22 protein-coding genes are annotated in these 26366 nt (G+C 50.5%); 18 read left to right on the top strand and 4 right to left on the bottom strand.

Features of this window, described 5'->3' with window-relative positions; all coding sequences use genetic code 11:
- Nucleotides 1-29 precede the first annotated feature (29 nt).
- From hflK to EBA_RS07880, 14 genes are all read left to right on the top strand, one after another.
- Complete coding sequence (hflK, locus tag EBA_RS07945) at nucleotides 30-1193, top strand: FtsH protease activity modulator HflK (RefSeq protein WP_192374149.1); 1164 nt, start codon at nucleotides 30-32, stop codon at nucleotides 1191-1193.
- A complete protein-coding gene (gene hflC, locus EBA_RS07940) occupies nucleotides 1190-2056 on the top strand; it encodes a protease modulator HflC (RefSeq protein WP_192374148.1) in 867 nt (288 codons plus the stop codon). The genes hflK and hflC overlap by 4 nt, the downstream gene beginning before the upstream one ends.
- A gap of 17 nt (nucleotides 2057-2073) precedes the next feature.
- Complete coding sequence (ftsH, locus tag EBA_RS07935) at nucleotides 2074-3978, top strand: ATP-dependent zinc metalloprotease FtsH (protein ID WP_192374147.1); 1905 nt, start codon at nucleotides 2074-2076, stop codon at nucleotides 3976-3978.
- 66 nt (nucleotides 3979-4044) lie between these two features.
- On the top strand, nucleotides 4045-4464 hold the full coding sequence (locus tag EBA_RS07930) for a hypothetical protein (protein ID WP_225616019.1): 420 nt from the start codon (nucleotides 4045-4047) through the stop codon (nucleotides 4462-4464).
- Between the two features lie 300 nt (nucleotides 4465-4764).
- Nucleotides 4765-5250 carry an SRPBCC family protein gene (locus tag EBA_RS07925; protein WP_192374146.1) on the top strand — a complete coding sequence of 162 codons (486 nt, stop codon included), beginning with the start codon at nucleotides 4765-4767 and terminating at the stop codon, nucleotides 5248-5250.
- A 42-nt stretch (nucleotides 5251-5292) separates the two neighbouring features.
- Nucleotides 5293-5748 carry a PAS domain-containing protein gene (locus EBA_RS07920; RefSeq protein WP_192374145.1) on the top strand — a complete coding sequence of 152 codons (456 nt, stop codon included), beginning with the start codon at nucleotides 5293-5295 and terminating at the stop codon, nucleotides 5746-5748.
- 36 nt (nucleotides 5749-5784) lie between these two features.
- Nucleotides 5785-6609: a sterol desaturase family protein gene (locus EBA_RS07915; RefSeq protein WP_192374144.1), complete on the top strand. Its 825-nt coding sequence runs from the start codon at nucleotides 5785-5787 to the stop codon at nucleotides 6607-6609.
- Nucleotides 6610-6644: 35 nt separating this feature from the next.
- The gene (gene msrP, locus EBA_RS07910; RefSeq protein ID WP_192374143.1) at nucleotides 6645-7601 is read left to right on the top strand and encodes a protein-methionine-sulfoxide reductase catalytic subunit MsrP; all 957 of its coding nucleotides are present in this window, start codon (nucleotides 6645-6647) and stop codon (nucleotides 7599-7601) included.
- A 5-nt stretch (nucleotides 7602-7606) separates the two neighbouring features.
- On the top strand, nucleotides 7607-8242 hold the full coding sequence (locus EBA_RS07905) for a protein-methionine-sulfoxide reductase heme-binding subunit MsrQ (RefSeq protein ID WP_225616017.1): 636 nt from the start codon (nucleotides 7607-7609) through the stop codon (nucleotides 8240-8242).
- A 61-nt stretch (nucleotides 8243-8303) separates the two neighbouring features.
- Complete coding sequence (locus tag EBA_RS07900; protein ID WP_192374141.1) at nucleotides 8304-9215, top strand: TIGR01777 family oxidoreductase; 912 nt, start codon at nucleotides 8304-8306, stop codon at nucleotides 9213-9215.
- Nucleotides 9216-9234: 19 nt separating this feature from the next.
- On the top strand, nucleotides 9235-9744 hold the full coding sequence (locus EBA_RS07895) for a hypothetical protein (protein ID WP_192374140.1): 510 nt from the start codon (nucleotides 9235-9237) through the stop codon (nucleotides 9742-9744).
- Nucleotides 9745-9751: 7 nt separating this feature from the next.
- Entirely contained in the window at nucleotides 9752-11143 is a 1392-nt protein-coding gene (locus tag EBA_RS07890; protein WP_192374139.1) for a cryptochrome/photolyase family protein, read from the top strand.
- Between the two features lie 3 nt (nucleotides 11144-11146).
- On the top strand, nucleotides 11147-11665 hold the full coding sequence (locus EBA_RS07885; RefSeq protein ID WP_192374138.1) for a lipocalin family protein: 519 nt from the start codon (nucleotides 11147-11149) through the stop codon (nucleotides 11663-11665).
- A gap of 13 nt (nucleotides 11666-11678) precedes the next feature.
- A complete protein-coding gene (locus EBA_RS07880; protein WP_192374137.1) occupies nucleotides 11679-12623 on the top strand; it encodes a YbgA family protein in 945 nt (314 codons plus the stop codon).
- Between the two features lie 4 nt (nucleotides 12624-12627).
- Here the strand turns inward: EBA_RS07880 and EBA_RS07875 are convergent, their stop codons facing one another.
- Nucleotides 12628-12828, bottom strand: a complete 201-nt coding sequence (locus EBA_RS07875) for a hypothetical protein (RefSeq protein WP_192374136.1) — start codon at nucleotides 12826-12828, stop codon at nucleotides 12628-12630.
- Between the two features lie 247 nt (nucleotides 12829-13075).
- Nucleotides 13076-13459 carry an SLOG family protein gene (locus tag EBA_RS07870; RefSeq protein ID WP_223146654.1) on the bottom strand — a complete coding sequence of 128 codons (384 nt, stop codon included), beginning with the start codon at nucleotides 13457-13459 and terminating at the stop codon, nucleotides 13076-13078.
- A 388-nt stretch (nucleotides 13460-13847) separates the two neighbouring features.
- Here EBA_RS07870 and EBA_RS07865 point away from each other — a divergent pair, with 388 nt between their 5' ends.
- Entirely contained in the window at nucleotides 13848-15077 is a 1230-nt protein-coding gene (locus tag EBA_RS07865; protein WP_192374135.1) for an IS256 family transposase, read from the top strand.
- A gap of 694 nt (nucleotides 15078-15771) precedes the next feature.
- Here EBA_RS07865 and EBA_RS07860 read toward each other — a convergent pair.
- Both EBA_RS07860 and EBA_RS07855 read right to left on the bottom strand, forming a co-directional pair.
- Nucleotides 15772-16362: a hypothetical protein gene (locus EBA_RS07860; protein WP_192374134.1), complete on the bottom strand. Its 591-nt coding sequence runs from the start codon at nucleotides 16360-16362 to the stop codon at nucleotides 15772-15774.
- A 663-nt stretch (nucleotides 16363-17025) separates the two neighbouring features.
- Nucleotides 17026-17556, bottom strand: a complete 531-nt coding sequence (locus tag EBA_RS07855) for an REP-associated tyrosine transposase (protein WP_192374133.1) — start codon at nucleotides 17554-17556, stop codon at nucleotides 17026-17028.
- A 398-nt stretch (nucleotides 17557-17954) separates the two neighbouring features.
- Here EBA_RS07855 and gspE point away from each other — a divergent pair, with 398 nt between their 5' ends.
- From gspE to EBA_RS07840, 3 genes are all read left to right on the top strand, one after another.
- A complete protein-coding gene (gspE, locus tag EBA_RS07850; protein WP_192374132.1) occupies nucleotides 17955-19661 on the top strand; it encodes a type II secretion system ATPase GspE in 1707 nt (568 codons plus the stop codon).
- A 138-nt stretch (nucleotides 19662-19799) separates the two neighbouring features.
- Nucleotides 19800-24899, top strand: coding sequence for an autotransporter domain-containing protein (locus EBA_RS07845; protein WP_192374131.1), 5100 nt, complete (start codon nucleotides 19800-19802; stop codon nucleotides 24897-24899).
- 244 nt (nucleotides 24900-25143) lie between these two features.
- The gene (locus tag EBA_RS07840) at nucleotides 25144-26361 is read left to right on the top strand and encodes a type II secretion system F family protein (RefSeq protein WP_192374130.1); all 1218 of its coding nucleotides are present in this window, start codon (nucleotides 25144-25146) and stop codon (nucleotides 26359-26361) included.
- Nucleotides 26362-26366 lie beyond the last annotated feature (5 nt).

The following is a 26366-nucleotide window of genomic DNA, read 5'->3' as shown; positions in this document are numbered from 1 at the left end:
GTCAGGCTAACACTACAAGAGGAGTGATTATGTCATCAGAAAAACAAAACACCAGCAAGCAAACGCCGCAGCCCGACTGGAAGTTGGAAATGGATAAGCAGTGGAAGCACGTCTCATCTAAAGCAGGCGACTTCTTTAACGATCATAAAAGCATGTTTTCTTTAACCAATATAGCGGCGGCCGTGGGCGGCACCTTGACCGTAGTCTGGCTGGCCAGCGGTGTTTACATCGTGGACCAGGGTAACCGAGGCGTGGTCAGCCGCTTCGGTGCGTATTCGGAAACCACTTTGCCAGGCCCGCATTGGCATATTCCGGCACCTATCGAAAGCGTCGCCAATGTCAACGTCGAGCAACAACGGTTTATCGAAGTCGGTTACACCGACACCAGCCGGGTTAACAAATCGTCAGTTATTCCGCAGGAATCGCTGATGCTGACCGCCGACGAAAACATCATTACCGTGCGTCTGGCCGTGCAGTATCAGATCAATAATGCTCGCGACTATTTGTTTAACGTCAAAAACAATGAAAACACGCTGAAGCAACTGACTGAAAGCGTGGAACGCGCGGTAATCGGCCGCAATAGCATGGATTTCGTGTTAACCGAAGGCCGCAGCCAAATCGTCGCGGAGATAAAAGAGCAAACCCAGGAAGCGATGGACGGCTACAAAGCCGGCATCAGCATTGCCAGTGTCAACTTGCAAGACGCGCAGCCACCGGAAGAAGTACAAGGCGCTTTCGAGGATGCGATTCGGGCTAGAGAAGACAAGCAACGCTTGATCAACGAAGCCGAAGCCTACAGCAACGAAGTCATTCCTAAAGCGCGCGGTGCGGCATCGCGAATTATTCAAGAAGCGGAAGCTTACGAAGCCGAGAAGGTCGCCAAAGCCAAAGGTGAAACCGAGCGTTTCGATCAGCTGCTGGTGGAATACGAAAAAAACCCTGCCATTACCCGTAAACGTTTATACCTGGAAGCCAAGGAAAAACTGTACAGCAGCACTAATAAAATCATGCTGAACGACGATCAGTCCAACCCCATGATGTACATGCCTTTGCCGCAAACCGTTACGCAACATACGCAACCTGCAACCGGCAACTCGGAACCGGAACTTAGTGCCGAGCAACACAGCAGCGACAAAAACGGCGCTCGCAAAACCGCCGGTAATGAATTACGTCCTAGCAGGAGCAAACCATGAGCAGCAAAACCACCCAAGTTTTAATTCCGGCCGGTTTGACTCTGTGCGTACTGGCCTATATGTCGGTTTTTTACGTGAAAGAAAACGAAAAAGCCATTCTGTTTCGTCTCGGAGAGATGGTGACATCCGATTACACTCCCGGACTACATTTCAAGACCCCTATCATCAATAACGTCAGCACATTTGATGCGCGTGTGCTGACCTTGGATGCCAAATCCGAGCGTTTTCTTACCTCCGAGAAGAAGAACGTAATTGTTGACTCATTCGTCAAATGGCGAATCGGTGATGTGGGTCTCTTTTACACCACGGTCGGCGGCGACGAGTTTCAAGCCAATCTACGCCTCGACCAAATCATGAAAGACGCGATGCGTAGCGAATTCGGCGTGCGGACCATCAAACAATTGATCTCCGAAGATCGTAACGAACTGAGACAAACCTTGTTGGCTAAATTGGCGCCCACCGCGGAAAAATTCGGTATAGAGCTAATCGATATTCGCGTGAAACGTATCGACTTGCCGCCGGAAGTAAGCAGCTCGGTTTATCAACGGATGCGCGCCGAACGGGAGCGTGTAGCCCGCGAGTTTCGTTCGCAAGGCGCGGAAAGTGCTGAGCAAATCAGTGCGGAAGCCGACAAGCAAAAACACGTGATAGTGGCCAATGCCCAACGCGACTCAGAGAACATACGCGGTCGCGGCGATGCGCAATCGGCGGAGATTTACGCGAAAAGCTACGGTAAAAATCCGGAGTTCTATGCGTTCTACCGCAGCTTACAGGCATACCAAACGTCATTTGAAAAAACTCAGGATACTTTGGTGTTAAAACCAAACTCCGATTTTTTCAAATACTTCTCCAGCGAAAAGTGAGTTAGGAGATAGCTATCATGAAAAAAATGTTCATTTTTCTCACCATCCTTATCGCGGCAGGCTTAGTGGTGTCGGCGGTGATGAACCGCAACATGCCGGAATACGATCCGCATTATGAGATTTCGTACTCCGACTTTATCGAAGATGTCCGTAATAAAGTGGTTACGGAAGTGGTAATCGACGGCAATAACGTCGACGGCCACCGCCAAAACGGCACCCGATTCGCCACTTACAATCCTAACGACTCGCGGATGATCGACGAGTTGCTGGAATACGGCGTGAAAATCAAAGTCGAGAAGCCACAACAACCGTCCACCCTGATGAATATCCTCATCTCCTGGGCCCCTACTCTGTTACTGATCATGGTACTGGTGTACTTCATGCGGAAGCAGGCTGCAATGGGCGGACGCGATGGCCAAATGGGTTTTGGCAAAAGCCGAGCCAAGTTAATGGCTGAAGACCAAATCAAAGTCCGCTTCACCGACGTAGCCGGCGTAGAGGAAGCTAAGGAAGACGTCGTGGAAATGGTCGACTTCCTCAGAGAACCCAGCAAATACGAAGCCTTAGGTGGCAAAATTCCGCGCGGGGTGCTGATGGTGGGACCTCCCGGTACCGGTAAAACCTTGTTAGCCAGAGCGATTGCCGGCGAAGCGGGCGTGCCCTTCTTCTCCATCTCCGGCTCGGACTTCGTGGAAATGTTCGTCGGTGTCGGTGCCTCCCGGGTTAGAGACATGTTCGAACAAGCCAAAAAACGCGCGCCTTGCATCATATTCATCGACGAGATCGACGCAGTCGGTCGGCAACGTGGCGGCAGCGGTATCGGCGGAGGTAACGACGAACGCGAACAAACGCTCAACCAATTATTGGTGGAAATGGACGGCTTCAGCGGCAACGAAGGCATTATCGTCATCGCCGCCACCAACCGCGCCGACGTGCTGGACAAAGCACTGCTAAGACCAGGCCGTTTCGACCGTCAAGTCCAAGTCGGCTTGCCGGACATCAAAGGCCGCGAGCAAATCCTGAAAGTGCATGGCGCCAAAGTACCGCTGGCGGAAGACGTGAATATCAATGATCTGGCCCGCGGCACACCCGGTTTCTCCGGTGCGGAACTGGCCAACTTGATTAACGAAGGCGCTTTGTTCGCTGCCCGTAATAAAAAGCGCGTAGTGACCATGAACGACTTGGACAAAGCCCGCGACAAGATGATCATGGGCGTGGAAAAACGCACCATGGTGATGACCAGAGAAGACTTGTTGATGACCGCTTATCACGAAGCCGGACACGCCATCGTCGGCCGCAATGTCCCTGAACACGATCCTGTCTACAAAGTCAGCATCATGCCTCGCGGCGGCGCTTTGGGCATCACCATGTTTTTACCGGAGCGTGATCAATACAGCGCATCCAAAGATAAATTGGAAAGCCAAATCGCCAGTTTGTTCGGTGGCCGGGTTGCAGAGGCATTAATCTACGGCAAAAACAAGGTGACGACTGGGGCGTCCAACGACATCATGCGCGCCACTCAGCTCGCTAGAAACATGGTCACCAAATGGGGTTTGTCTGATCGTCTGGGCCCGATGGATTATGGCGATAGCGAAGGCGGCTACATGGGCCCGCAATCCAAACCCATGTCCGAAAAAATGGCACAGACTATCGATGAAGAAATTCGGCTGGTAATAGACGCCAATTACAATCGCGCTGAAACCATACTGAAAGAGCACATCGAAGTGTTACACAACATGGCTCAAGCCTTAATGGATTGGGAAACCATCGACAAATTCCAGATCGATGAACTGTTACAAGGCAAAACGCTTGCTCCGCCGGAACCGGAAGTAGAAGAACCAAAATCGTTTGAAGAGATAGAAGACTCGATAAGCAACGAAACCGGCGATCACCTGGATCAAGGACAAGTACTCGCGTCCTAAAAGTCCTCCTCTATATACCCTCCAAACGCAGTACTCTTGGAGGGTATCTTTTTTAGCGGTAGCAATATGCATACTCAATCGATAACTACAAAAACCCTGAACTTACTGCAATTGTTGTTGCAGATTAATTTGAATGTGGCGGTGATTCTATTATTGATCAGCGGTGCTGCCACTATATTCGGCAATACCCTGTTTTTTGAAGATAATAGCGACTTGTACGGCCCATTAGCAAATAACATGCGTTTAATGATGTTTTATTTATGCTTGATACAAATCGCGGCTTACAGTTTTTATAAATTAAGTAACAGTCCTGAAGCATTGGCCGCATTAGGCATTTTTCTTTTGCTATTAATCGGTTCGTTAGAGTTTTACTGCTCGATCAATCAAATTGAAATCGACGAGAACTATAGCAAGTTATTTATATACTCCGGATTATCACATCTACTATATGGCGGCTGCGCGGCCATGCGGCACCAGGAAAACTAGTGTTTTACAGTTCTTAGACACAAACAGTCTACAATTTGACTGTTAGCTATTTTGTTTTTCCTCAAACGGCCTTGCTTACAGCCCTAATAAAGCAAGTTTATATTCCTTTTGCAAGCCAGTATTCAATAAAATTATCTCTACACCAAAATCGTCGAGGTATACTGAGCAACACATTACAAGGCCTATCTCGGCCGAATAACGATTTGTTTCTGTTAATTTAAATACGGTTTTATACGCTTCACGTATCCAGAAAAATTATAATTACGCTGAGCAGCAAGCTCGGCGAGGGGAAAGGATAAAATGCAAATCAAATTTCCATTCGACTCACACAAACCCATTGCCGGCGAGGCATGCATCGATATTGATAAACGGGTTGACGATGTTTTCCATTATATTGGTGAAAATTTTTTTGAAAACTACCCGAAATGGGCAGTAGAAGTAATCGATTTTGAACCGCTCGACGGCAAAAAAGTTTTTGTCGGCGCCAAAGCCAAGCAAATTCGTAAAGACAATAACGGCGAAATAGAGTCCGTTTTTGAAATTACCGACTATCACCCCCAATCAAAACTTATCTTTCAAGGAGTCACCGCACCTTATAAGCACAGTTATTTTCTTGAAGCCACTCAAGCAGAAAGTCAGCCCACACGCTTGATTTTTCGTTTTGAATTTTTAGAGCTTGAAGTATTTATGCGGCCTTTTGAGAAATTAATTCGTTGCGCCATCGAAGACGGCGCAGAAAACACCGTCGAAAACATCAAGAATTTAGTTCTCGTAGAATGCAACTAGCATATACAAACTCATAATTATTATAAAACCCGGAGTTTAACCATGGCTTTTATTGTTGAAAAAGATAGCGGTCTTATTCCGCAAGTACTTTCCGCTATTTTGGATGAATGCGTAAACGGCGTCACGCTGGCTGACCCTGACCTTGAAGACGCACCTATTATATACGCCAATAAAGCATTCGAACGTTTAACCGGATATGCTCATGACGAGATAATTGGTCATAACTGCCGTTTTTTACAAGGCGAAGATAGAGAACAAGAGGCACGTTTTAAAATTATCGAAGCCATGAAGAAACATGAATCGGTTGAAGTAACATTAAGAAATTATAAAAAAGACGGCACATTGTTTCATAATCGTTTAAAGATAACCCCATTATTAGATAAAAAGAATAGAGTAATTTATTATCTAGGTGTGCAATATGACATTACGGAACAGGTAAATGCCAACAATGAAATTAAGGAGTTAACCAGCCTATTAGATGCGATTCAAGGAAGTTAAATTACGTGCGATAAATACATACCTTAGAGGATATCCATGAATACAACTGCAAACGCCAACGATGGCCTGTTTTTTAACGAAGCCTTATTCGGTCTGGCGATATTAGCTTTCGTGCTGTTGCTAATCATCGAGAAAACTAAACCCTATCGGCAATTTCCGGCCAAGACTTACAAAGAGTCTTTCGTTACCAACACCACCGCATTTTTAGTCAATAACTTAATTTTAACCGTGCTTAGGGCCTCTTCCCTATTTCTGGTTGCCCAGCAATTCGCCAGCTTCGGTTTATTAAGCGGCCTGAATAATGGTCCGCTTAAATGGTTATTGGCTTTCGCTTTTTTCGACTTGGCTATTTTTGTTTGGCATTACGCCAGTCACAAGTCTGAATATTTATGGCGATTCCATAAAGTTCACCACAGCGATAAATGTTTTAACGTTTCCACTGGCTTTCGCTTTCATGTTTTCGATTTACTCCTGGAAATAATTTATAAATGTGTATTCGTAGTAGTCATTGGCGTAAATGCTTATTTAGTGCTTTCCATAGAAATTATCGAGTTATTTTTTATATTTTTCCATCACAGCAATATTCGCATCCCCAACGAAGCCGCTATTTCCCAAGTGATTATTACCCCTTCCCTGCATCGCACCCATCATTCCACTTTGCGTTCGGAACATGACAGTAATTACGGAATTGTCTTAGCTGTTTGGGATCGGATATTTGGTACGCGAAAAGAACTGGTACCCGCTCAGATAGGATTAGATTTGATTGAGGCCGATAATTTTATTCAACTATTTTCTTTGGCATTTATTACCGAGCGTAAGATTCGACAATTATTCGGCTGGATTCCAAAAGGTAAAAAGTGATGAAACTCTTTGCATAAGTTGCCGGTAATTAAGCCATGATTATAAAAACAATAAAAAATATTCCCGGCAGTGAAATTACCGATCCTTTGGTTTTCCAGCAGCGTCGCACCATCATTAAAGCACTGGCCGCCATGATGCTGAACGGGACCAGCATTCGTAACAGTTGGGCCGAACCCGCAAAACCCATTTGGAGCGCCGTGCCCCAAAACCGGTTCTCGGCGAATGCCTTGGACATCACCCCGGCCGACCAAGTAAAAAATTACAATAATTACTACGAATTTGCCTTTAACAAGGAAGACCCAAGCAGCCTGGCTCAAAACCTGCGCATCGATCCCTGGTCTGTCGAGATAGCCGGCGAAGTGGAAAAACCCGGCATTTATCAGCTGGAAGATATTCTGCGCCAGCAAACAATACAGGAATATATCTATCGTTTCCGGTGCGTCGAAGCGTGGTCCATGGTGGTACCCTGGGTGGGCTTCTCGCTAGGCGATTGGCTGAAAACCGCTCAACCTTTGTCGACCGCCAAGTTCGTAAAACTGACTTCTGTTTATCAACCCGACACCATGCCCAAACAAGGCAATAACGCGATGCTGGAATGGCCCTATGTCGAGGGCTTGCGCATCGACGAAGCCATGCATCCTTTGACGATACTGGCGACCGGTATGTACGGCGATATTTTGCCGAAGCAAAACGGCGCTCCTCTGCGTTTGGTGGTGCCCTGGAAATACGGTTTTAAAAGCATCAAAGCCGTGGTCAAAATAGAACTCTTAAAAAGGCCGCCGATTAGCAGTTGGAACAAGTTTGCCCCCAACGAATACGGCTTTTACGCCAACGTCAACCCGAATGTGCCGCATCCGCGTTGGAGCCAAAATAGCGAGCGACAATTGGGCAGCGGCTTTTTCACCCCACGCCGGCAAACCGAATTATTTAACGGTTATGCCGAACAAGTCGCGCACATGTATCGTGATATGGATTTGAGGCATTTTTTCTAATGATTATGCAAATTAATAATTTGCGGTCCTTAACCATCGCGGTTTGTCTTATACCGCTGCTTTGGATATTTTTCGATATTGCCTTCGATAACCTGGGCTCGAATCAAATGCAAGCCTTACATATTCGTTTAGGCGATTGGGCCCTGCGATTTTTATGGCTAACCCTGGCTATCACCCCGGTACAGACCGTTACAAAATGGCGCGGCATGACCGACTATCGACAATTATTCGGCTTATATGCTTTTTTTTACGCCAGCCTGCATGTACTGGCCTATCTTTTGGTTGATCAGGTTTTTGCCTGGCGCATGATAGCCATCGATATTATCGAAAGCTCGTATATCTGGTTTGGACTACTTGCCTTTATTATCATTTTTTCATTAGGTATTACTTCCTCTAAAGCGGCGAAGAAGCGCTTGGGCAAAAGCTGGAAAAAACTGCACCGTTTTATTTATATAGCTGCCGGTTCGGCAATGATTCATTATTTCTGGCAGCTTAAAGGCAATCTGGCAGAACCTTTGTTCTACTTGCTTATCATATTTATGCTATTGGGTTTTCGGGCTGTGATCTGGTTTAAAAATAGGCAGTTACGCCAAATGATGATTCCCAAAGGCCGAGCCGCCATCGATACAGAATCCGATTAACACCCGCCAAGCACTGAATTGATGGTTGGATTTAGCCTTTTAATTCCACGAGCACAATCTCATGAATACAAATTCGATTTTAATTAGCGGTGGCACCGGCTTTCTAGGTAGCGCACTTGCCAAACAATTAATACAAAAAAATTATTCTGTGACGGTGCTGAGCCGTAGCGCCGAAAAAGTAGTTGCTACTTTCGGCAACAGCGTACAAGCGATAAGTTCAGTTGCCGATTTACCCGATGCCGGCACTTTCAAAGCGGTAGTCAATCTGGCTGGCGCAGGCATTTTCGATCAACGCTGGACCGAGGCACGCAAGCAGTTGTTGCGTGATAGCCGGATTAAACTGACCGAACAATTGGTGGCCTGGATAGCCTCCTCCTCGCAGCCAGCCCCCGTCCTGGTAAGCGGCTCGGCTATCGGCGTTTACGGCGATCAAGGCGACAAGTTCCTGACTGAAAATAGCGCGAGCGTTGCCGACTTTTCTCAACAGCTTTGCGCCGATTGGGAATCCGCAGCCTTGCAAGCGGAAAAATTCGGCAGTCGGGTCTGCCTGATACGCACCGGCTTGGTGCTGGGTGATAATGGTGGCATACTGAAACGCATGTTGCTGCCGTTTCGTTTAGGATTGGGCGGACGCTTGGGTAAGGGGTCGCAATGGATGTCCTGGGTACATTTGCACGACTGGCTGGCTATTGTCGAAGCGATGCTAGAACAGCCGGAAATGCGCGGCCCATACAACGCCACAGCACCCAACCCGGCCAGCAACCAACAATTCAGCGCCAGCTTGGCCAGCGTACTAAATAGACCGCTGTTGCTGCCCATGCCGGAAGTGGTTCTTAAATTATTGCTGGGCGAAATGGCGGCGCTGGTCTTGGGTAGCCAACGCGTGCTGCCGGAACGTTTACTGGCACAAGGCTTTGCATTTAAATACTCACTGTTGGATACCGCCTTGCGCGATATTCTGGATAAACCTTAGATAAACAACGGGCACATTTATGTTGATCGACAGTCTTTCCTTACTATTTGCCTTTACTTCGTTTATCACCTGGTACGAAGCGCTGTTGGTCGCCCTTGCCCTGGGCATCCTGATATTTTATTTAACCCCTTCACCGGCCCAGGAATGGGAAGAACGCACACCGGCCACGCTGTATTTTTATCTGCAATGGAGCTGGCTAGGTTATCTGCGCTTAAAAGACGCCTTCTATCCATTTTTTATCCTCTACAACGCGGTATTGTTTTTCATCGACTACCGGATTAACGAAGGTAACTTCACGGTCGCTAGCTGGGTTACCATCCATATCATCATGGCAATGCCGCTGATTTATTGGACCGGCGCCGTGTGGCGCTGTTCGGATAAAGGCGCTAGCAGAATTTGGGCTGCAGTGGCGCGCATGATGACAGTAGCGGCGTATTTCGACTTGCTGTTGCGCTGGGTGATTTATCAGTATTACCCCAACATCCTGTTTAATTGCCAGCAAATGATTATTCATTGGGGCGACTGCTAACTAGCTGATGGCAAAAAAACGCTACAAAACTTCGCTGTTTATTTTCCGCCGTGATTTACGTCTGGAGGACAACAGCGGCCTGAACGCGGCCTTACGTGAATCAACTCAGGTTTTGGCTTGCTTTATTTTCGATCCGCGACAAATACAATCTCATCCTTATCAAAGCACACCCGGCTTGCAATTCATGCTGGAATCACTGGCTGATTTGCAGCAGCAGCTGCAACAACAAGGTGCCCTGCTGTATATTTTCAACGGTCAGTCTGCACATCTTGTCGAGCCACTGAAACAGGATTTCGGTATCGAAGCGGTGTTTGTCAATCGCGATTACAGCCCGTTCAGCCGGCAGCGCGACGCCGAGCTACGAAAACAGTGCGAAACACTGCATCTGGCTTTTCACAGCCAAGCCGATTTACTGCTGACCGAACCGGAACAAGGTTTAAAAAGTAACGGCAAACCTTATCAAGTGTTCACCGCGTTTCATCGGCAAGCCCAACTCCTGCCGGTGCCAGCACCGCAACGGCTGGCGGCCGGTAAACTATTGGCAACAGCCTATGTCGGCCACAAACCCGAGCTGCTACAGCAACTCCAACAGCCGCACCAAAACGCGTTGCCCGGTGGCCGACAAGCAGCCTTGGCGCGATTAGCCATCATTGGCAACTGCAAAAACTACCTCGCGGTCCGCGATTTTCCGGCCATGGCTGCCACCAGCCAACTGTCGGCCTATTTGAAATTTGGCTGCTGCTCGGTACGAGAAGTTTTTCATAGCATCCAAGCTGAACTCGATCCCGACCATCCCTTGCTGCGCCAGTTATATTGGCGAGACTTTTTCACCCATATCGGCTTTCATTTTCCGCATGTGTTCGGTCACGCTTTTGATAGACGTTACGACGGCATGCTCTGGCGCAACGGCCAAACCGATTTCTGGGCCTGGACCAACGGCCAAACCGGCTTCCCGATTGTGGACGCAGCCATGCGCGAATTGAATCAAACCGGCTGGATGCATAATCGTTTACGCATGATCGTTGCCTCGTTTTTGGTCAAGGATTTACATGTGTCCTGGCGCTGGGGCGAACGTTATTTCGCGCAACGTTTGCTGGATTACGACCCTTGCGTCAACAACGGCAACTGGCAATGGGCAGCCTCCACCGGCTGCGACGCGCAACCGTATTTCCGGATCTTCAATCCCTGGCTACAGCAGAAAAAATTCGATCCGCAATGCCTGTATATCAAGACCTGGATTCCGGAGTTGCAACGCTTCCCGGCAGCGGTGATTCATAAATGGGAAAAGTATCCGCAAGCCGGCGACTATCCCGCACCGTGCGTCGACCATGCGGTACAAAGCCAATCGATCAAAGCCCAATTCAAGGCCTTAGGCAATACCGCGGCTACAGCGGAGTAAACCATGCGTTATCTACCGATACTGCTATTAAGCTTGCTATGCGCCTGCACAGGCATCCCGGAAGGTGTAAAAGTGATAGACGGCTTCGAATTGGAACGCTATCTGGGCACCTGGTACGAAATCGCCCACCTGGATCACAGCTTCGAGCGTGGCCTGACCGACATCAGCGCCGAATACAGCCTGCGCGATGACGGCGGCGTTAAGGTATTAAACAGCGGCTACGACGCCGAGCAAGGCCAACGAAAAATCGCCGAAGGCAAAGCTTATTCTATCGACAAACCGGACATCGGCCGCCTGAAAGTCTCTTTCTTCGGGCCGTTTTACGGCGCCTATAACATCATCGCGCTGGATAAAATCGCTTACCGGTATGTGATGATCGCCGGCCCGGATCGCGATTATTTATGGATACTGGCCCGCAGCCCGGAGCTGGCACCGAGCATCCAACAAGATCTGATTCAACAAGCCAAAGCGCTCGGCTTTGCCACCGAAAAACTGATTTTCGACCAACACCCCAAGCAATAACCAAGGATTAAGCATGCAGAAAATTGCGGTCGGCATCAGCGCCTGCCTGTTAGGCCACGAAGTGCGCTACGACGGTGCGCACAAGTATCACAGCTACATTGAGCGCACGCTGGGCCAGTATTTCGACTTTAAACCTTTCTGCCCGGAAGTCGAGGCCGGCTTGGGCGTACCGCGTCCTTGCGTGCAATTGCGGGAAACCGCCGACGGCACCATCCGTTGCGTCGGCGTGAAGGATCACAGCCTGGACGTGACGGAACGATTGGAACAGGCCTCGGCCCGGCAACACGATTGGCTGGGTGGCTTGTGTGGATATATTCTGAAAAAAGACTCACCCAGCTGCGGCATGACCCGCGTCAAAATCTACAAGAACGACATCCCCGCGCGGCAAGGCATCGGTATTTTTGCGGACTATTTACAGCGCACTTTCCCCAGCCTGCCGGTGGAAGAAGAGGGCCGATTGGGCGATCCCGGCCTGCGCGAAAACTTTATCCAGCGCGTGTTTGTGATGCGCCGCTGGCAGGATTTATGCGGACAAGGTTTGACCCCGCATGGTTTGATCAGCTTTCACAGCCGGCATAAATTGATCGCGATGAGTCACGAACAAAACCAGGCGCGTGAGCTGGGGCGGATTATTGCCGGCGTCACCAACGCTGATATTGAAAATACCGGCGCTGCCTATATTGGCGCCTTGATGACTTGTCTGAAAATCGTCGCCACTCGCGGCAACCATGTCAATGTCTTGCAACACATCCAGGGCTATTTAAAGCACAAACTGGACAGCGACGACAAACAGGAACTGGTAGAAACCATCGAAAATTATCGGATCGGTTTGTTGCCGCTGATCGTGCCGCTGACCCTACTCCGCCATCATTTCCGCAGAGAACCTGACGCCTTTATCGACAACTCCTATTACATGCAGCCGCATCCGGCAGAGTTGTCCTTGTTGAACGGCATTTGAACCGCTATTGCATCCGTTCCCGCTCGCGCTGGTACTCGTCGTAACTCTGCCGCCGTTCGCAATCGTTGGCCATGGCTTTTTGGCACTGCAATTGACCGGCGTTCTGCACCGCATGATAGCCAAGGCGTTGCGGCCAGTCAGCGCTGCAAGCGCCGCACATGACCAATACCAAAGACCAACATGTTAAGGCCTTAATTCTTCCCATATTCTCTCCTCTTACATTCAGTACCGGAAAAAGCCCCGGTTTAAAGCTTGCGGAAAAAACGGTAGAGGCCGGTCAGCCTCTGGTTATACCGCGCACCTCTGCCCAACCGACAAATGTTTCATTGGTATCGATTGGGCGGCAAGAGCCGGCAGCAAATCGCTGCCGAGCTTGGGGTTTAAACGCCACGTTGAACAAATATTGAGGCAAACTAGGCCGATCTTGTGGATGGTATTGCTCATAAAAATAGTTAGCATGTGAACACTTTTACCTCCACACCGGATTGCATGGCTAATTCTACCGCGTGGATTGTTCCTCGAGCTTTGCCTTGCACATTATACTCAGCGTGAAATGCAAGTACTAAGTCGATTCCCGAGGCCAGCATTCGCTCGTTTAACCCTTTCCAAGCCTCCTTGGGGTAACGTTCATAATCCTCTTGATTCTTCTTCATTGCTTCAAATTTCAATCCGTCATCCGAGGCAATAGAAATTGCTACCGCATCAACACCGGGAGTGTCGCCTGTGACTATGACAAGCTCCCGGCCCAATTTTCTCAACTCTCTTTTTATTGCATCTTCATCGTTCCAAACTGTAGACCCTGTTACTAAAACTCTTATCATTTTTTGTTCTCTCATTAATGAATGAGGATGTCGGCTGCGAACCCTCGATTCCGTCCGGACTAATTGCTTATTGCTTTGTGGCGAAATTCGCAGCCGACGGCGGAAGACGGCTCGGCAAAATGCCTGAGCCGCTTGGCTGCAAAGCTATCGAGATTAGACTTTTACTGCTCCCGCATACCTTTTATCCTTAACCGCCAAGCATTTCGGCATACCTGCAAGCCGAAATACCATTCGCGCCCAGCCAATCTCTGCCATCGCAAACCTGCATAAGCCAACGCGCAAGCCAAAACGGTGCTCGTCAATGGCAAATCGCTTTAATCACCAGCCAGGATAAGAGGGTGTAAGAATTTTTGTGTAAACGGCCATGAGGTAGGAAACTACTGATCCTGATGAGGATGAAAAAATGACCGTATCACCCAAAGCCATTCCTGATGAATTACTCGATGCCTTAATGTCGAACTATCAAACACCCGAAGACCTGATCGGTGCCAATGGACTGTTAAAGCAGTTGACCAAAGCCATTGTCGAACGCGCCCTGGAAGCGGAAATGACCGCGCATTTGGGCCACGGCAAGCATGAGGCGGTGACCAACGCCAATAGCAATGCCCGTAACGGCAAGAGCCGGAAAACGCTCAAAGGCGACTTCGGCGACTTACCCATCGAGATTCCCCGTGACCGTCATGGCGAATTCGAACCCCAGATTATCGCCAAGCATCAACGGCGCTGGACGGGCTTCGACGACAAGATCATCTCGTTGTACGCCCGCGGCCTGACGGTACGGGAAATCCAGGCCCATCTATTGGAGTTCTATCACACGGAGGTGTCACCCACCTTGATTTCCTCGGTGACCGACGCGGTCCTTGAGGAGGTGAGCGCCTGGCAAACCCGTCCGCTGGATCCGATTTACCCCATCGTCTACCTCGACTGCCTACACACCAAAGTGCGGGACAGTGGCAGTGTGCGGATCAAGGCGGTCTATCTGGCTATTGGTGTCAATCTGGACGGCCACAAAGAGGTGCTGGGGCTGTGGATTGCCCAAAGCGAAGGCGCCAAATTTTGGCTGCAAGTGGTCACCGAGCTCAAGAACCGTGGCGTCAACGACGTTTTTATCGCCTGTGTCGACGGTCTAAAGGGGTTTCCGGAAGCGATCGAAACCGTGTTTCCCAAAGCCACTGTGCAGTTGTGCATCGTGCACTTGGTCCGTAACAGCCTTAACTACGTCAGCTACAAAAGGCGCCAGTCGGTCGCCGACGACCTCAAGCGTATCTATCAAGCCGCTACCGTCAGGGAAGCCGAACAAAAACTGGCCGAATTCGAGGCCAACTGGCACGAAGCCTATCCCACCATTGCCCCGATCTGGCGACGAAACTGGGACCGTATCATCCCGTTTTTCGACTATCCGCCCGAGATTCGCAAGGTGATCTACACCACTAATACCATCGAATCGGTGAACCGAAGCCTGAGAAAAATCATAAAAAATCGCGCGATCTTCCCCAGCGATGACGCATTATCCAAGTTGCTCTATCTGGCATTGAAGAATATCAGCCAAAAGTGGACCATGCCCGTCTATGACTGGAAAGCCGCATTAAACCGGTTTAGTATTCAGTTCGAAGACCGAATCCCTAACCGATAACTTAAACCCGTTTACACAAAATTCGGGATGCCCCCCAGGATAAGCTTGCGCGCAATGTAAAAAGCTATTCACACCAGCCAAATCGCTACAAACGCAAAGCGACACAAGCTTGTGTGCAAGCCAAAACCGTGCTCGCCCACGGCAAATCGCTTTAATCGCCAGCCAGGATAAGCTTGTGCGCAAGGTAAAAAGCTATTCGCGCCAGCCAAATCGCTCAAAACGCAAAGCAACTCAAGCTTGCGCGCAAGCCGACTAGCCTTTCGCGACTGGCAAAATACCTTGCAAGATCCCAATTAGGAACGATCAATACCAAGACTGGGTAGAAAATATTAGCTCGTCGGTTCACGACAGGAACCCCAACACGACAAGCCCCCCGTCTACCCAACAAACTCCGACAGCTAAACATCGATCCAGCAAACAGCTATCGATACTGGGAGGTTGTGCCGGTCGAGATGTTGGGGGGAGGCGCTGCCTCACCCAAACCTATAGGTTCGTTAAAAGAATTATGATTGGTAACTCCCGGCCATTAGCAGCCGGTTGGACAGTCGAATATCAAGCCAATGAAGGACTGGTTTGATCGGAGTTGCTGACATGCAAACGTAGGGTGGGCAAATTTGCCCACCATTTCGATCCGCGTGGGCACAAACAGGGGTGCCCACCCCCACACTAAGGATCAACCAGAATCAGACTCCCATCAGAAGATGAATGGCGTTTTGGAAGCACAATAAACGTGGCGATTGCTTTGGTAGATCACATTGCGGTTAAATCCTCCAAGTAGTTCCATATTGTTAAAACAATAATTTAGCTGAATTTGACGTGGCAGTTTCTTACGTTCAGCCTTAAAGGCACTGAGGATCTCTGGTGGTTTACAAGACGACACAATCTCATCAATATTGGCGAACATGTAACGAATAAATGCCTTCGACGATAAGTTGAAGTCGAAGCCGTCCATCCCAGGTTTTTCAATATTGCTACTGAATGAACGGTCAGACAACAAACATTGAGGAGAAGAATAAAGGCTTACTAACACACCAATTTCAAACCTAGGATCGGTGAAGCCGGTTTTCACAATGCTCTCTAGCATATTCAAGTCACCTTCTCCTGAAGGAATAAACAACATAAATAACATGCGTAGCCATTGTTCATATTCCGTTTCGCTAATACCGAAGTCATGACATAATCGCTTCTGATGGGGCTTGCTTCCATTTAGAATTCGATTAAATGGCGTTTGTTGTTCGGGAGATGTAGGTAAATAATCCGTCAATGCACCAAAAGTGTTGAGCATTTTATGAATCGAAAAAGGATTACGGGCGCAATTGAGTAACTTTGTGGTGAAGAGGTTTACGACCTCATCATTTACGTTTATGTCTATTCGCCTAGAAATGAGTTTCTGAAGTAGGTTTTCTGTGTGTGTCTTGATGTCTTTCTCGTAGCGATAGAAAGCATTCTCGAAGTTGTTTCGAATTTGTTTGTCCTGTTCCAACTCGAAACTGTATAAATCTGAGTATGCGAGAGTCCTGGAAATGTTCTGTCCATTGTGGCTTAACAATCGGAGTTCTGGAGTCTCTCGATTGATGATCTCAAAGTCGTATATCCTTTGATTCTTCGTAGCCGCGTTTGGATTGAGTGCATTAAAGCGCTGCTCTACCTGTGAAACAAAGTGCTGCGATTTTGTATTATTCTCCCACGTCATAGCTGGCTGTCACCCTGCTGTGAGAAAACTCTAGCTACTTTCATTGATGCATTTTCCTGCATTGAATACATGCTGGGCTTATTGTCACTAAATAAGCTGTCTGACGTACGGAAGTGCATCATTGCCTGATACGCGATGTTTTTACTACACTTGGATAAAAAAATGAAATTGCGACAGACAAGATCTCTTACCTTCCGCAGATCATCGAAAATCAGGACCGTAGGCTGGGTTGAACAGCGTGAAACCCAGCATTGCCTATTCCCAGTGGCGTTCGATCACTTTTGGTGGAGCGGCCCAGTCTTCAGGATAAGCGCCTAGATTGATCCAGCGATGGATCGATGAATAAGGCCAATCCGTTGCTTTCTTCACATGTCCATGTTTTACCGGATTGTAATGAATATAATCCATATGTTGTTGAAAATCCGCATCGTCACGAATTTGGTGCTCCCAATACCGGCGTTGCCATACCCCACGTTCGTTTTTCCGTCTTCGACTATCGGAAACGAATTCCTTCTTTTGAATCTGTCTGGAAAAATGTGATTTAAGCAAGCGCCAACGCATCGGATAATCATCGTTGCCTTCAGGTAATCGCCAAATGCAATGTAAATGTTCTGGTAACACTACCATCGCCTCAATGATTAAGGGATGACGTTGTTGGGTATAACGGCATGCACTACGTAATTCATCAATATGCCGAATCAACAAGTCGTTTTGTTTTCTCTGGGCGAGATTTACGGTAAAAAAATATGTGCCGCCTTTGGAATAGCTACGAATATAAGTGCGCATGATCTTTTCCGCTTCATGAGCTGGGTTTCACGTCATTCAACCCAGCCTACCTATCACCCAATGCAATTAAATGGAATCCGGGAAATGACAGCTACCAAATCTCGGATTGCGCCGCGCTTCATCCAGGCTACGCATGTTGACCAATATAGGTCAACTTGCCGTCATTGAAGCAGATGGATCAATCGACTGCAACGGCACGATCTGACAAAAGAGGGAACCCAAGTAAGTCCAAAACCCCGACACTCACTATCCCAAAAATTAAGATCTGTTCGAGCGGCTCGAGATTCCCTCTCAAGCGCGCGGCAGGAGTCACTGCCCTCTAAACAATTACTGCCGGCCTGTGTGGAAAATCGCTACAATGTGATCGAGTTCTAAAAGTTTAGGCTGATAAAGTGAACATGGAAACCGTCGAAAAATCCGAAAAATACGCTGCCTTTCTCAGCTTGTTAAAAAGCAAGGGTAAACTCTCAGACAGCGATTTGGGCAAAGTCCGTCGCATGCAAAAATCGGCATTGGACGACTCCGTGCCGCAACTGTTGATCAAACTGGGCTTGTGTTCGGACAGCGACATCGCCGGCAGCTTCGCCGAAGCCAGCGGTATCGCCCGTGTGACGCCGGAACACTACCCACCGCAAACGCCACTGCCCGATAGCGTTTCCCAGCGTTTTTTAAAGCAATACCACGCGGTGGGACTGGCAGCGGACGACGAGCACATCCAAATTGCGGTGATGGACCCGGAAGACGATTACGTCACCCAAGCCTTGCAACTGGCTACCGGTAAACCCATTAAATTGCAAATAGGCCAACTTTCGGAAATCGACGCCGCGCTGGAATTGCAATACGGTGAAGGCAAGTCGCAAATGGACAAGCTGATGGACAACCTCAATGTCGAGGAAGAAGGCAGCGAAGATCTGGAGCATTTGAAAGACCTGGCTAGCGAAGCACCCATCATCAAAATGGTGAACTTCATCCTGCAAAAAGCCGTGGAAAGCCGTGCCTCCGACGTACATATCGAACCCTTCGAACAAAGCCTGAAAGTGCGTCTGCGTATCGACGGCGTGTTACAGGACATCGATTCGCCGCCAGTAGCCTCGACCGCCGCTGTGCTTTCACGGATCAAAATCATGGCCAAGCTCAACATCGCCGAACGGCGCTTGCCGCAAGACGGCCGTATCAAATTGCAAATGATCGGCAAGGAGCTGGATTTGCGGGTTTCCACCATCCCTACCCTGCACGGCGAAAGCGTGGTGATCCGTTTGCTGGACAAGGAAAACGCGGTGCTGGATTTCGAAACCCTGGGCTTCGTCGGCAAACAGGCCGAGCGCTTCATGGAAGTATTGGCCCAACCACACGGCATTCTGTTGATTACGGGCCCGACCGGTAGCGGTAAATCCACCTCGCTTTACGCGGCGTTAAAAACCCTGAACACCTCGGAACGTAAGATCATCACCGTCGAAGATCCGGTGGAATATCAACTGGAAGGCATCAACCAAATTCAAGCCAAACCGCAAATCGGCCTGACCTTTGCGTCGGCCTTGCGCTCCATCGTCCGCCAAGACCCGGACGTGATCATGATCGGCGAGATGCGCGACCTGGAAACCGCGAAAATCGCCGTGCAATCCGCGCTGACCGGCCACTTGGTACTATCCACGCTACACACCAACGATGCCGCCGCCGGCGTTACCCGCTTGCAAGACATGGGTTTGGAAGAATACCTGCTTAGCTCCACCATCAACGGCATCCTGGCACAACGCTTGGTGCGCCGCCTCTGTCCGCATTGCAAGCTAGCCCATCCGGCCTCAGAGACACTGATCGAGGAAATGAAATTACGGCACTGGCAACCGTCCGGCGAAATCCTGCTGCACAAACCGGTCGGCTGCCCGACCTGCAACGGTATCGGCTACAAAGGTCGGTTTGCGATCATCGAGTTTTTGACCATGACCGACACGATACGTAAACAGATCATGAAACACGAAGAAGCCTTTGTGATCCAGCAAACCGCTATCCAGGAAGGCATGCAAACCATGTACGAAGACGGCGTCGGCAAAGCGTTGCAGGGCGTTACGACATTGGAGGAAGTGTTGCGGGTGACGACAGAGGCTTGAGTTGGCCCTGGACAAATAGGCTTTCCTTGATCTGAATCTAGAAAGGTGCTGAATGCCCAGGCTAAGATCCCTCACTGCGAATCGTAACAAGCGGAATATGACTAACCCCCGCTTTCCAACCAATATCACTGATTAAAGATGTGTCAATCGCCAGCCGAGCCCACAAATAATCCCCTGACAGGCGAACGGCATTCACGCGACGCCGGCACAAGCCTCACTTATGCTTTCTCGGCATTGCTGCTCGGATTTTTTTCAACAGCCGACGCCACCACTTGTAACTGGCTGGTTATAGACTCCACTTGGTCTACTCCCGCTAATTGGTCGTGCGCCGCGAGCCCTGGAGCCGCCGATGACGCGGTTATCGACGTCGGCCAAACTGTGGATCTTGATATTTCGCCCACGGTGACGAAATTCACGTTAGCAAATTCAGCCGCGATATTGAGCGGCACTGAAACATTAACCTCAACCACCGACTTTGATATGCAAGCCGGTACGGTCAATGCCAATTTAGCCGGCAGTGTCGGATTGACCAAAACTACCGCCGGCACCGTCACGCTCAGCGGCACCAATACTTACACCGGCAACACGCAAGTCAGCGCCGGCACCTTAGCCTTGGGCGCCAGCGATGTGCTCGCCAATGCCTCCAGCCTGCTCGTCAACGGCGGCATCTTCGATCTGGGCGTAAACAACGACACGGTAGCCTTGGTGCAATTGTTGTCCGGGTCTATTACCGGCACCGGCACCTTGACCTCGACCAGCACGTTTGATGTGCAATCCGGCACGGTCAGTGCCGCGCTGGGCGGCAGCGTGGGCTTGACCAAAACTACCACCGGCACCGTCACGCTGAGCGGCACCAATACTTACACCGGCAACACGCAAGTCAGCGCCGGCACCTTAGCCTTGGGCGCCAGCGATGTGCTCGCCAATGCCTCCAGCCTGATTGTCAATGGCGGCACTTTCGATCTGGGCAGTAATAACGACACGGTGACCGGCGTGCAATTGTTGTCCGGGTCTATTACCGGCACCGGCACCTTGACCTCGACCAGCACGTTTGATGTGCAATCCGGCACGGTCAGCGCCGCGCTGGGCGGCAGCGTGGGCTTGACCAAAACTACCGCAGGCACCGTCACGCTCAGCGGCACCAACGCTTACACCGGCAATACGCAAGTCAGTGCCGGCACGTTGGCTTTGGGGGCCAGCGATGTGCTCGCCAATGCCTCCAGCCTGATTGTCAATGGCGGCACTTTCGATCTGGGCAGTAATAACGACACGGTGACCGGCGTGCAATTGTTGTCCGGGTCTATTACCGGCACCGGCACCTTGACCTCGACCAGCACGTTTGATGTGCAAGCCGGCACGGTCAGTGCCGCGCTGGGCGGCAGCGTGGGCTTGACCAAAACTACCGCAGGCACCGTCACGCTCAGCGGCATCAACGCTTACACCGGCAACACGCAAGTCAGCGCCGGCACCTTAGCCTTGGGCGCCAGCGATGTGCTCGCCAATGCCTCCAGCCTGATCGTCAACGGCGGCATCTTCGCTCTGGGCGCAAACAGCGACACGGTGGCCGGCGTGCAATTGTTGTCCGGGTCTATTACCGGCACCGGCACCTTGACCTCGACCAGCACGTTTGATGTGCAATCCGGCACGGTCAGTGCCGCGCTAGGCGGCAGCGTGGGCTTGACCAAAACTACCGCAGGCACCGTCACGCTCAGCGGCACCAACGCTTACACCGGCAACACGCAAGTCAGCGCCGGCACCTTAGCCTTGGGCGCCAGCGATGTGCTCGCCAATGCCTCCAGCCTGATTGTCAATGGCGGCACTTTCGATCTGGGCAGTAATAACGACACGGTGACCGGCGTGCAATTGTTGTCCGGGTCTATTACCGGCACCGGCACCTTGACCTCGACCAGCACGTTTGATGTGCAATCCGGCACGGTCAGCGCCGCGCTGGGCGGCAGCGTGGGCTTGACCAAAACTACCGCAGGCACCGTCACGCTCAGCGGCACCAACGCTTACACCGGCAATACGCAAGTCAGTGCCGGCACGTTGGCTTTGGGGGCCAGCGATGTGCTCGCCAATGCCTCCAGCCTGATTGTCAATGGCGGCACTTTCGATCTGGGCAGTAATAACGACACGGTGACCGGCGTGCAATTGTTGTCCGGGTCTATTACCGGCACCGGCACCTTGACCTCGACCAGCACGTTTGATGTGCAAGCCGGCACGGTCAGTGCCGCGCTGGGCGGCAGCGTGGGCTTGACCAAAACTACCGCAGGCACCGTCACGCTCAGCGGCATCAACGCTTACACCGGCAACACGCAAGTCAGCGCCGGCACCTTAGCCTTGGGCGCCAGCGATGTGCTCGCCAATGCCTCCAGCCTGATCGTCAACGGCGGCATCTTCGCTCTGGGCGCAAACAGCGACACGGTGGCCGGCGTGCAATTACTGTCGGGTTCGATTACCGGCACCGGCACGTTAACGTCGAACAGTGCGTTCGATCTGCAAGCCGGCACGGTCAGTGCCAATTTAGCCGGCAGCGTGGGCTTGAATAAAACCACTTCGGGTACGGTGACCTTGGGCGGCACTAACAGCTACACCGGTAACACACTTGTAGATGCCGGCAAATTGAATTTTACCGGCAGCAATACCCACTCCGGCAATTTCACCGGTAACGGTACCTTGGAATTTGGCGCAGGCACCCACCAATTCAATGCGGGCACCAATCTTGGCACAGCTAATATTACCTTTAGCGGCGGGACCAATCTAGTCAACGCCGACGTTGCGCTAACGGCCACCGATGCGGTGTTCAGCGGCGGAACAACCACTATCGCCGGCGATTATTCGGTAAGCAATTCCACCGAGGTATCCGGCGGCATCGTTAATTTTTCGTCCGCGGCGACCAAGCTGCTCAACCTGGGCAGCACCTTTACCATAAAAGGCGGCACCGTCAATTTACAGCACACCAGCACGGAGGTCAGTCGTTACGAGCAGACTGGCGGCATATTGTCGGGTCCGGGCGAATTAAGAGTGCAATCGGCAGTGCTTTCCGGCGGTGAGATGCAAGGCCCCGGCAGTTTGATTATCAGCGGCTCGGGAGGCTCTGCCAGCGATTTATTGCTAAACGGCAATTTCATCCTCAACAATCAATCGACCGTCATCAATTCAGGCAATGTGCGAGTGACCGGCAACGCGACCTTTACCGGCACGGGCACTTACCGGCAAACCGCCGGCACTACCCAGGTGGACGGCGTTTGGAGCCAAGCTTTGACCGAGATACAAGCAGGTACCTTCGGCGGCAACGGCAACATCAGCGGTCCGGTCATCAACAATGGTACGGTGGGCATCGCAGGTTCACATTTAACCTTAAACGGCCCGGTATCCGGCAGCGGTTCTTACGCCGGCAGTGTAGACATAAACAACAGCTTCTCGCCAGGGCCAGGTGCCAATGGTCAGGGGATAGCGGCCATCGATGCCACATCAGCTGATTTGATCTTCCGCCAATCCAGTAGCTTGAATTTGGAATTGGGTGGAGTAAACGGACAATTGGTGACCGATTCGATTACCGCGCGCAGCATCGATATTCAAGGGGCAAAGCTTAACTTACAACGCCTAGCCAGCCAGCCTAATTTCTCGCCACAACAGGCTTTTTCGCAGTCTGTGCTGTTGCAAACCACCAGCGGCAGCATCACCGGAAATTTTAATCAGAGCATTACTTGTCCTGAAGGCTCCAGCGATATGTTTATATTTTCCAAGCAAGAAAAACAGTTTTTGCTGACCATGGTGCCCCGATTGCCCAATCTGGTCCCCGCCGACGTGCAATCCCTAGCCAGTGCCTTACAACAGATAGATTGCAGTGCCTCGACCTCGGCCAATCTGCAGAATCTATTGAACGGCTTGAAACCCTTTTTAGCAAACGGTACCGCCGATGCCAGCAAAGTGGATCAATTCATCAGCGCCTTACGACAAATCAGCCCGGGCCAAATCGCGGCGGAACAAAACGTATCCAACCAAATAGCTAAACTGCAAACCAGCAACATCACCCAGCGACTCATCACTCTGAGATCCCCAAACGTCGGCGCCGGCACTCTTTCCAGTTTCAATGCGCCCGCCAACCTCAATAGCACTGTAACGAGCTCATTTAATGCCGGCGGTGCAAGTAGTTTAGGTACACCCAGCGCAACGAACAGTGTCAGCACGCCGAATGCGTCAAGCAGCATAAACACGCCCAGTAGTGCACCCAGTTCGCCCAGTTCTAACGCTATCAGCATTCAGGCTTCCACGCCGGAAAAAGAAGGTCAACCCTCATCAAATACCCCCTCCTCGGTCAGTATTTCCTTGAGCACAGATAACGACAACGACGGCACCGATCTTTTCTCCGGTTTCAATAATTTGGGCCTATTCATTAACGGCCAGTTTGAATGGGCGGATAGAACCGCGACGGTTGTTCAACGCGGTTACGCGTCAACCATGTCCGCCGTCACTGCCGGTGCCGACTATCGCTTGAGCAAACGACTACTGATGGGTTTGTCTGCCGGCTACGGCAGCAGTACTGCACTGATTTCCCAACAGGGCGGCAGCCAAAGCATAGACGGATATACCCTATCAGCCTTTGGCTCGTTAAATCTAACCGATAACTGGTATGTTGATCTAGTGAACAACCTGACTTACAACCAATACGATTCCAAGCGGGTCACGCTTTATAACGATGCCATCGGCACAGCGATCAATGAAACGGCATCCAGCCAAACCGACGGCTGGCAAAATCGCACCAGCCTCAGCAGCGGTTACGACATAGCGCTAAAAGAATGGACGTTTGGCCTTAGAGGCCGCACCGAATACGGTTACAACTTTGTCAACGGCCGCAAAGAACAAGGCGCCGGTTTAGGCATGAACATGATAGTCGGCGATTTGAACAACGAGTCGTTAAGCAGCAGTATTGGGGCGATGATCTCGCATGCGCTGAGCACGCCGATGGGCGTTCTGGTTTCGCAAGTGAATGTCGAATGGGAGCACCAGTGGTTCAATAAAAACTCCTTGATTACCACCCGCTTCGTCGACGCGCCTAACAACGCCTTTACCACCAACAGTTTTAGTGTCGACAAGGATTACATCAATTTGCGCGCCGGTTTATCGGCCCAACTGCCGTTTGGCGGCTCGGCTTTCATTCAATACGACACCACCATCGGCCAGGAATATGTCTCCCGCCACGCCTTCAACGTCGGTATACGGATGGAGTTTTGAGATACGCTTCCAACTACTTTATAGTGGCGGCCATGTTTTGCCTGCGGAAATAAATGCCGCCCATCCAGACCCCGGCGACTAATGGTAACCCCGGTTAAATCAGATGCTCTATCTTAAGGCTCAATAGTTTAATCTATGGCAATACATCAGCAGATTGAAACTCCGCAGCGCTTACCGCGGGTCTATTTATTTGCAGCACTAAACCATAGCCGTAAACCCAGCTGAACGCCAACTGAACAATTCAATGCCATTATTCTCTTACAAAGTCGTCAACAACCAAGGTATCGCCGAGGAAGGTTTGCGTAACGCCGCCGACGAGCAGGCTTTACTGTTAGAGTTGCAAAACCAGGGCTTGATTCCAATCCGCATCGAGCTGGCTAAAGACAAGACCTTCCTTGGTTTCAAGCTGAAGTCAGCCGCCGTTAAACTGTCGCAAAAAGAAATCGGGATGCTGACCGGCGAATTGGCCACTTTGCTTGAATCAGGTCTGCCGCTGGATCGGTCGTTAACGATTCTGATGCAGTTGACCGAAGAAAATCCGAAACTGAATAAATTGACCGGCGAGGTGTTGGAAAAGGTCAAGGCCGGCAAGGCGCTGGCCGATTCGCTGGAAAGCCAGAGCGGGGTGTTTTCCAAGTTTTATCTAAACATGATCCGCGCCGGGGAAATGGGCGGCAATCTGGGCGGGGTGTTGCTGCGCTTATCTGAATACATGGAGCGTTCGCAGGAGCTAAAAGACACGGTCAGCACCGCGTTGATTTATCCGGCCATTTTGTTGGTGATGTCGTTGGCATCCTTATTTGTAATGCTGACCTTTGTAGTTCCTCAATTCAAGGAAATGTTCGACAGCGCCGGCCAAGCTTTGCCGGTGCCGACCCAGATTGTGGTGGGTCTGGCGGAATTTCTGCAAAGTTACTGGTGGGTAATGCTGATTGTTATTCTTGGCAGCGTACAGACCATGAAGTCGCAACTGGCCGACCCTGTCGGTAAAAAAACCTGGGATGGCCGATTTTTGAAGCTACCCCTGTTTGGCGAGATTATCCTGACCATGGAGGTAGCGAATTTCAGCCGCACCTTCGGCACTTTATTGGGTAACGGCGTGTCCATCCTGAAATCGTTGGGCATCGTCCGGGAAACGGTTGGCAATATGGTCTTGGCCGATATGTTGGAGAATGCAGAAGCGCAGCTTAAACAAGGCCGTACCATGTCGGATGCCTTGGCTCAGCAAAACCTGTTTCCCAAACTGGCCGTGCAAATGATTAAAATGGGCGAGGAAACCGGCCGCCTGGAGGAAATGCTGATGCGGGTGGCGGTGATTTACGACAAGCAGCTGAAAACCACCATCCAACGGATGTTGGCCTTGCTGGAGCCGGCCTTGATCATCTCGCTGGGCTTGATGATAGGCGGCATTATCGTCTCGATTTTGTTGGCGATCTTGAGCGTGAACGATCTTGCTTTTTAAATGAA

It is taken from the genome of Methylomonas albis, from assembly GCF_014850955.1.
In the GTDB taxonomy this organism is placed as follows: Bacteria; Pseudomonadota; Gammaproteobacteria; order Methylococcales; family Methylomonadaceae; genus Methylomonas; species Methylomonas albis.
Note: the sequence above shows the minus strand (reverse complement) of the source record. Positions and strands in the feature narration are given on the sequence as shown.

Excerpts from the sequence above, each read along its gene's own strand:
- EBA_RS07920 (WP_192374145.1), top strand. The coding sequence starts at position 5,293 with ATGGCTTTTATTGTTGAAAAAGATAGCGGTCTTATTCCGCAAGTACTT.
- EBA_RS07880 (WP_192374137.1), top strand. The coding sequence starts at position 11,679 with ATGCAGAAAATTGCGGTCGGCATCAGCGCCTGCCTGTTAGGCCACGAA.
- EBA_RS07915 (WP_192374144.1), top strand. The coding sequence starts at position 5,785 with ATGAATACAACTGCAAACGCCAACGATGGCCTGTTTTTTAACGAAGCC.
- EBA_RS07930 (WP_225616019.1), top strand. The coding sequence starts at position 4,045 with ATGCATACTCAATCGATAACTACAAAAACCCTGAACTTACTGCAATTG.
- EBA_RS07895 (WP_192374140.1), top strand. The coding sequence starts at position 9,235 with ATGTTGATCGACAGTCTTTCCTTACTATTTGCCTTTACTTCGTTTATC.
- EBA_RS07900 (WP_192374141.1), top strand. The coding sequence starts at position 8,304 with ATGAATACAAATTCGATTTTAATTAGCGGTGGCACCGGCTTTCTAGGT.
- EBA_RS07865 (WP_192374135.1), top strand. The coding sequence starts at position 13,848 with ATGACCGTATCACCCAAAGCCATTCCTGATGAATTACTCGATGCCTTA.
- EBA_RS07875 (WP_192374136.1), bottom strand. The coding sequence starts at position 12,828 with ATGGGAAGAATTAAGGCCTTAACATGTTGGTCTTTGGTATTGGTCATG.
- ftsH (WP_192374147.1), top strand. The coding sequence starts at position 2,074 with ATGAAAAAAATGTTCATTTTTCTCACCATCCTTATCGCGGCAGGCTTA.
- hflC (WP_192374148.1), top strand. The coding sequence starts at position 1,190 with ATGAGCAGCAAAACCACCCAAGTTTTAATTCCGGCCGGTTTGACTCTG.
- EBA_RS07845 (WP_192374131.1), top strand. The coding sequence starts at position 19,800 with ATGTGTCAATCGCCAGCCGAGCCCACAAATAATCCCCTGACAGGCGAA.
- EBA_RS07925 (WP_192374146.1), top strand. The coding sequence starts at position 4,765 with ATGCAAATCAAATTTCCATTCGACTCACACAAACCCATTGCCGGCGAG.
- EBA_RS07840 (WP_192374130.1), top strand. The coding sequence starts at position 25,144 with ATGCCATTATTCTCTTACAAAGTCGTCAACAACCAAGGTATCGCCGAG.
- EBA_RS07860 (WP_192374134.1), bottom strand. The coding sequence starts at position 16,362 with ATGCTCAACACTTTTGGTGCATTGACGGATTATTTACCTACATCTCCC.
- EBA_RS07855 (WP_192374133.1), bottom strand. The coding sequence starts at position 17,556 with ATGCGCACTTATATTCGTAGCTATTCCAAAGGCGGCACATATTTTTTT.
- EBA_RS07890 (WP_192374139.1), top strand. The coding sequence starts at position 9,752 with ATGGCAAAAAAACGCTACAAAACTTCGCTGTTTATTTTCCGCCGTGAT.
- EBA_RS07870 (WP_223146654.1), bottom strand. The coding sequence starts at position 13,459 with ATGAGAGAACAAAAAATGATAAGAGTTTTAGTAACAGGGTCTACAGTT.
- msrP (WP_192374143.1), top strand. The coding sequence starts at position 6,645 with ATGATTATAAAAACAATAAAAAATATTCCCGGCAGTGAAATTACCGAT.
- EBA_RS07905 (WP_225616017.1), top strand. The coding sequence starts at position 7,607 with ATGCAAATTAATAATTTGCGGTCCTTAACCATCGCGGTTTGTCTTATA.
- hflK (WP_192374149.1), top strand. The coding sequence starts at position 30 with ATGTCATCAGAAAAACAAAACACCAGCAAGCAAACGCCGCAGCCCGAC.
- gspE (WP_192374132.1), top strand. The coding sequence starts at position 17,955 with ATGGAAACCGTCGAAAAATCCGAAAAATACGCTGCCTTTCTCAGCTTG.
- EBA_RS07885 (WP_192374138.1), top strand. The coding sequence starts at position 11,147 with ATGCGTTATCTACCGATACTGCTATTAAGCTTGCTATGCGCCTGCACA.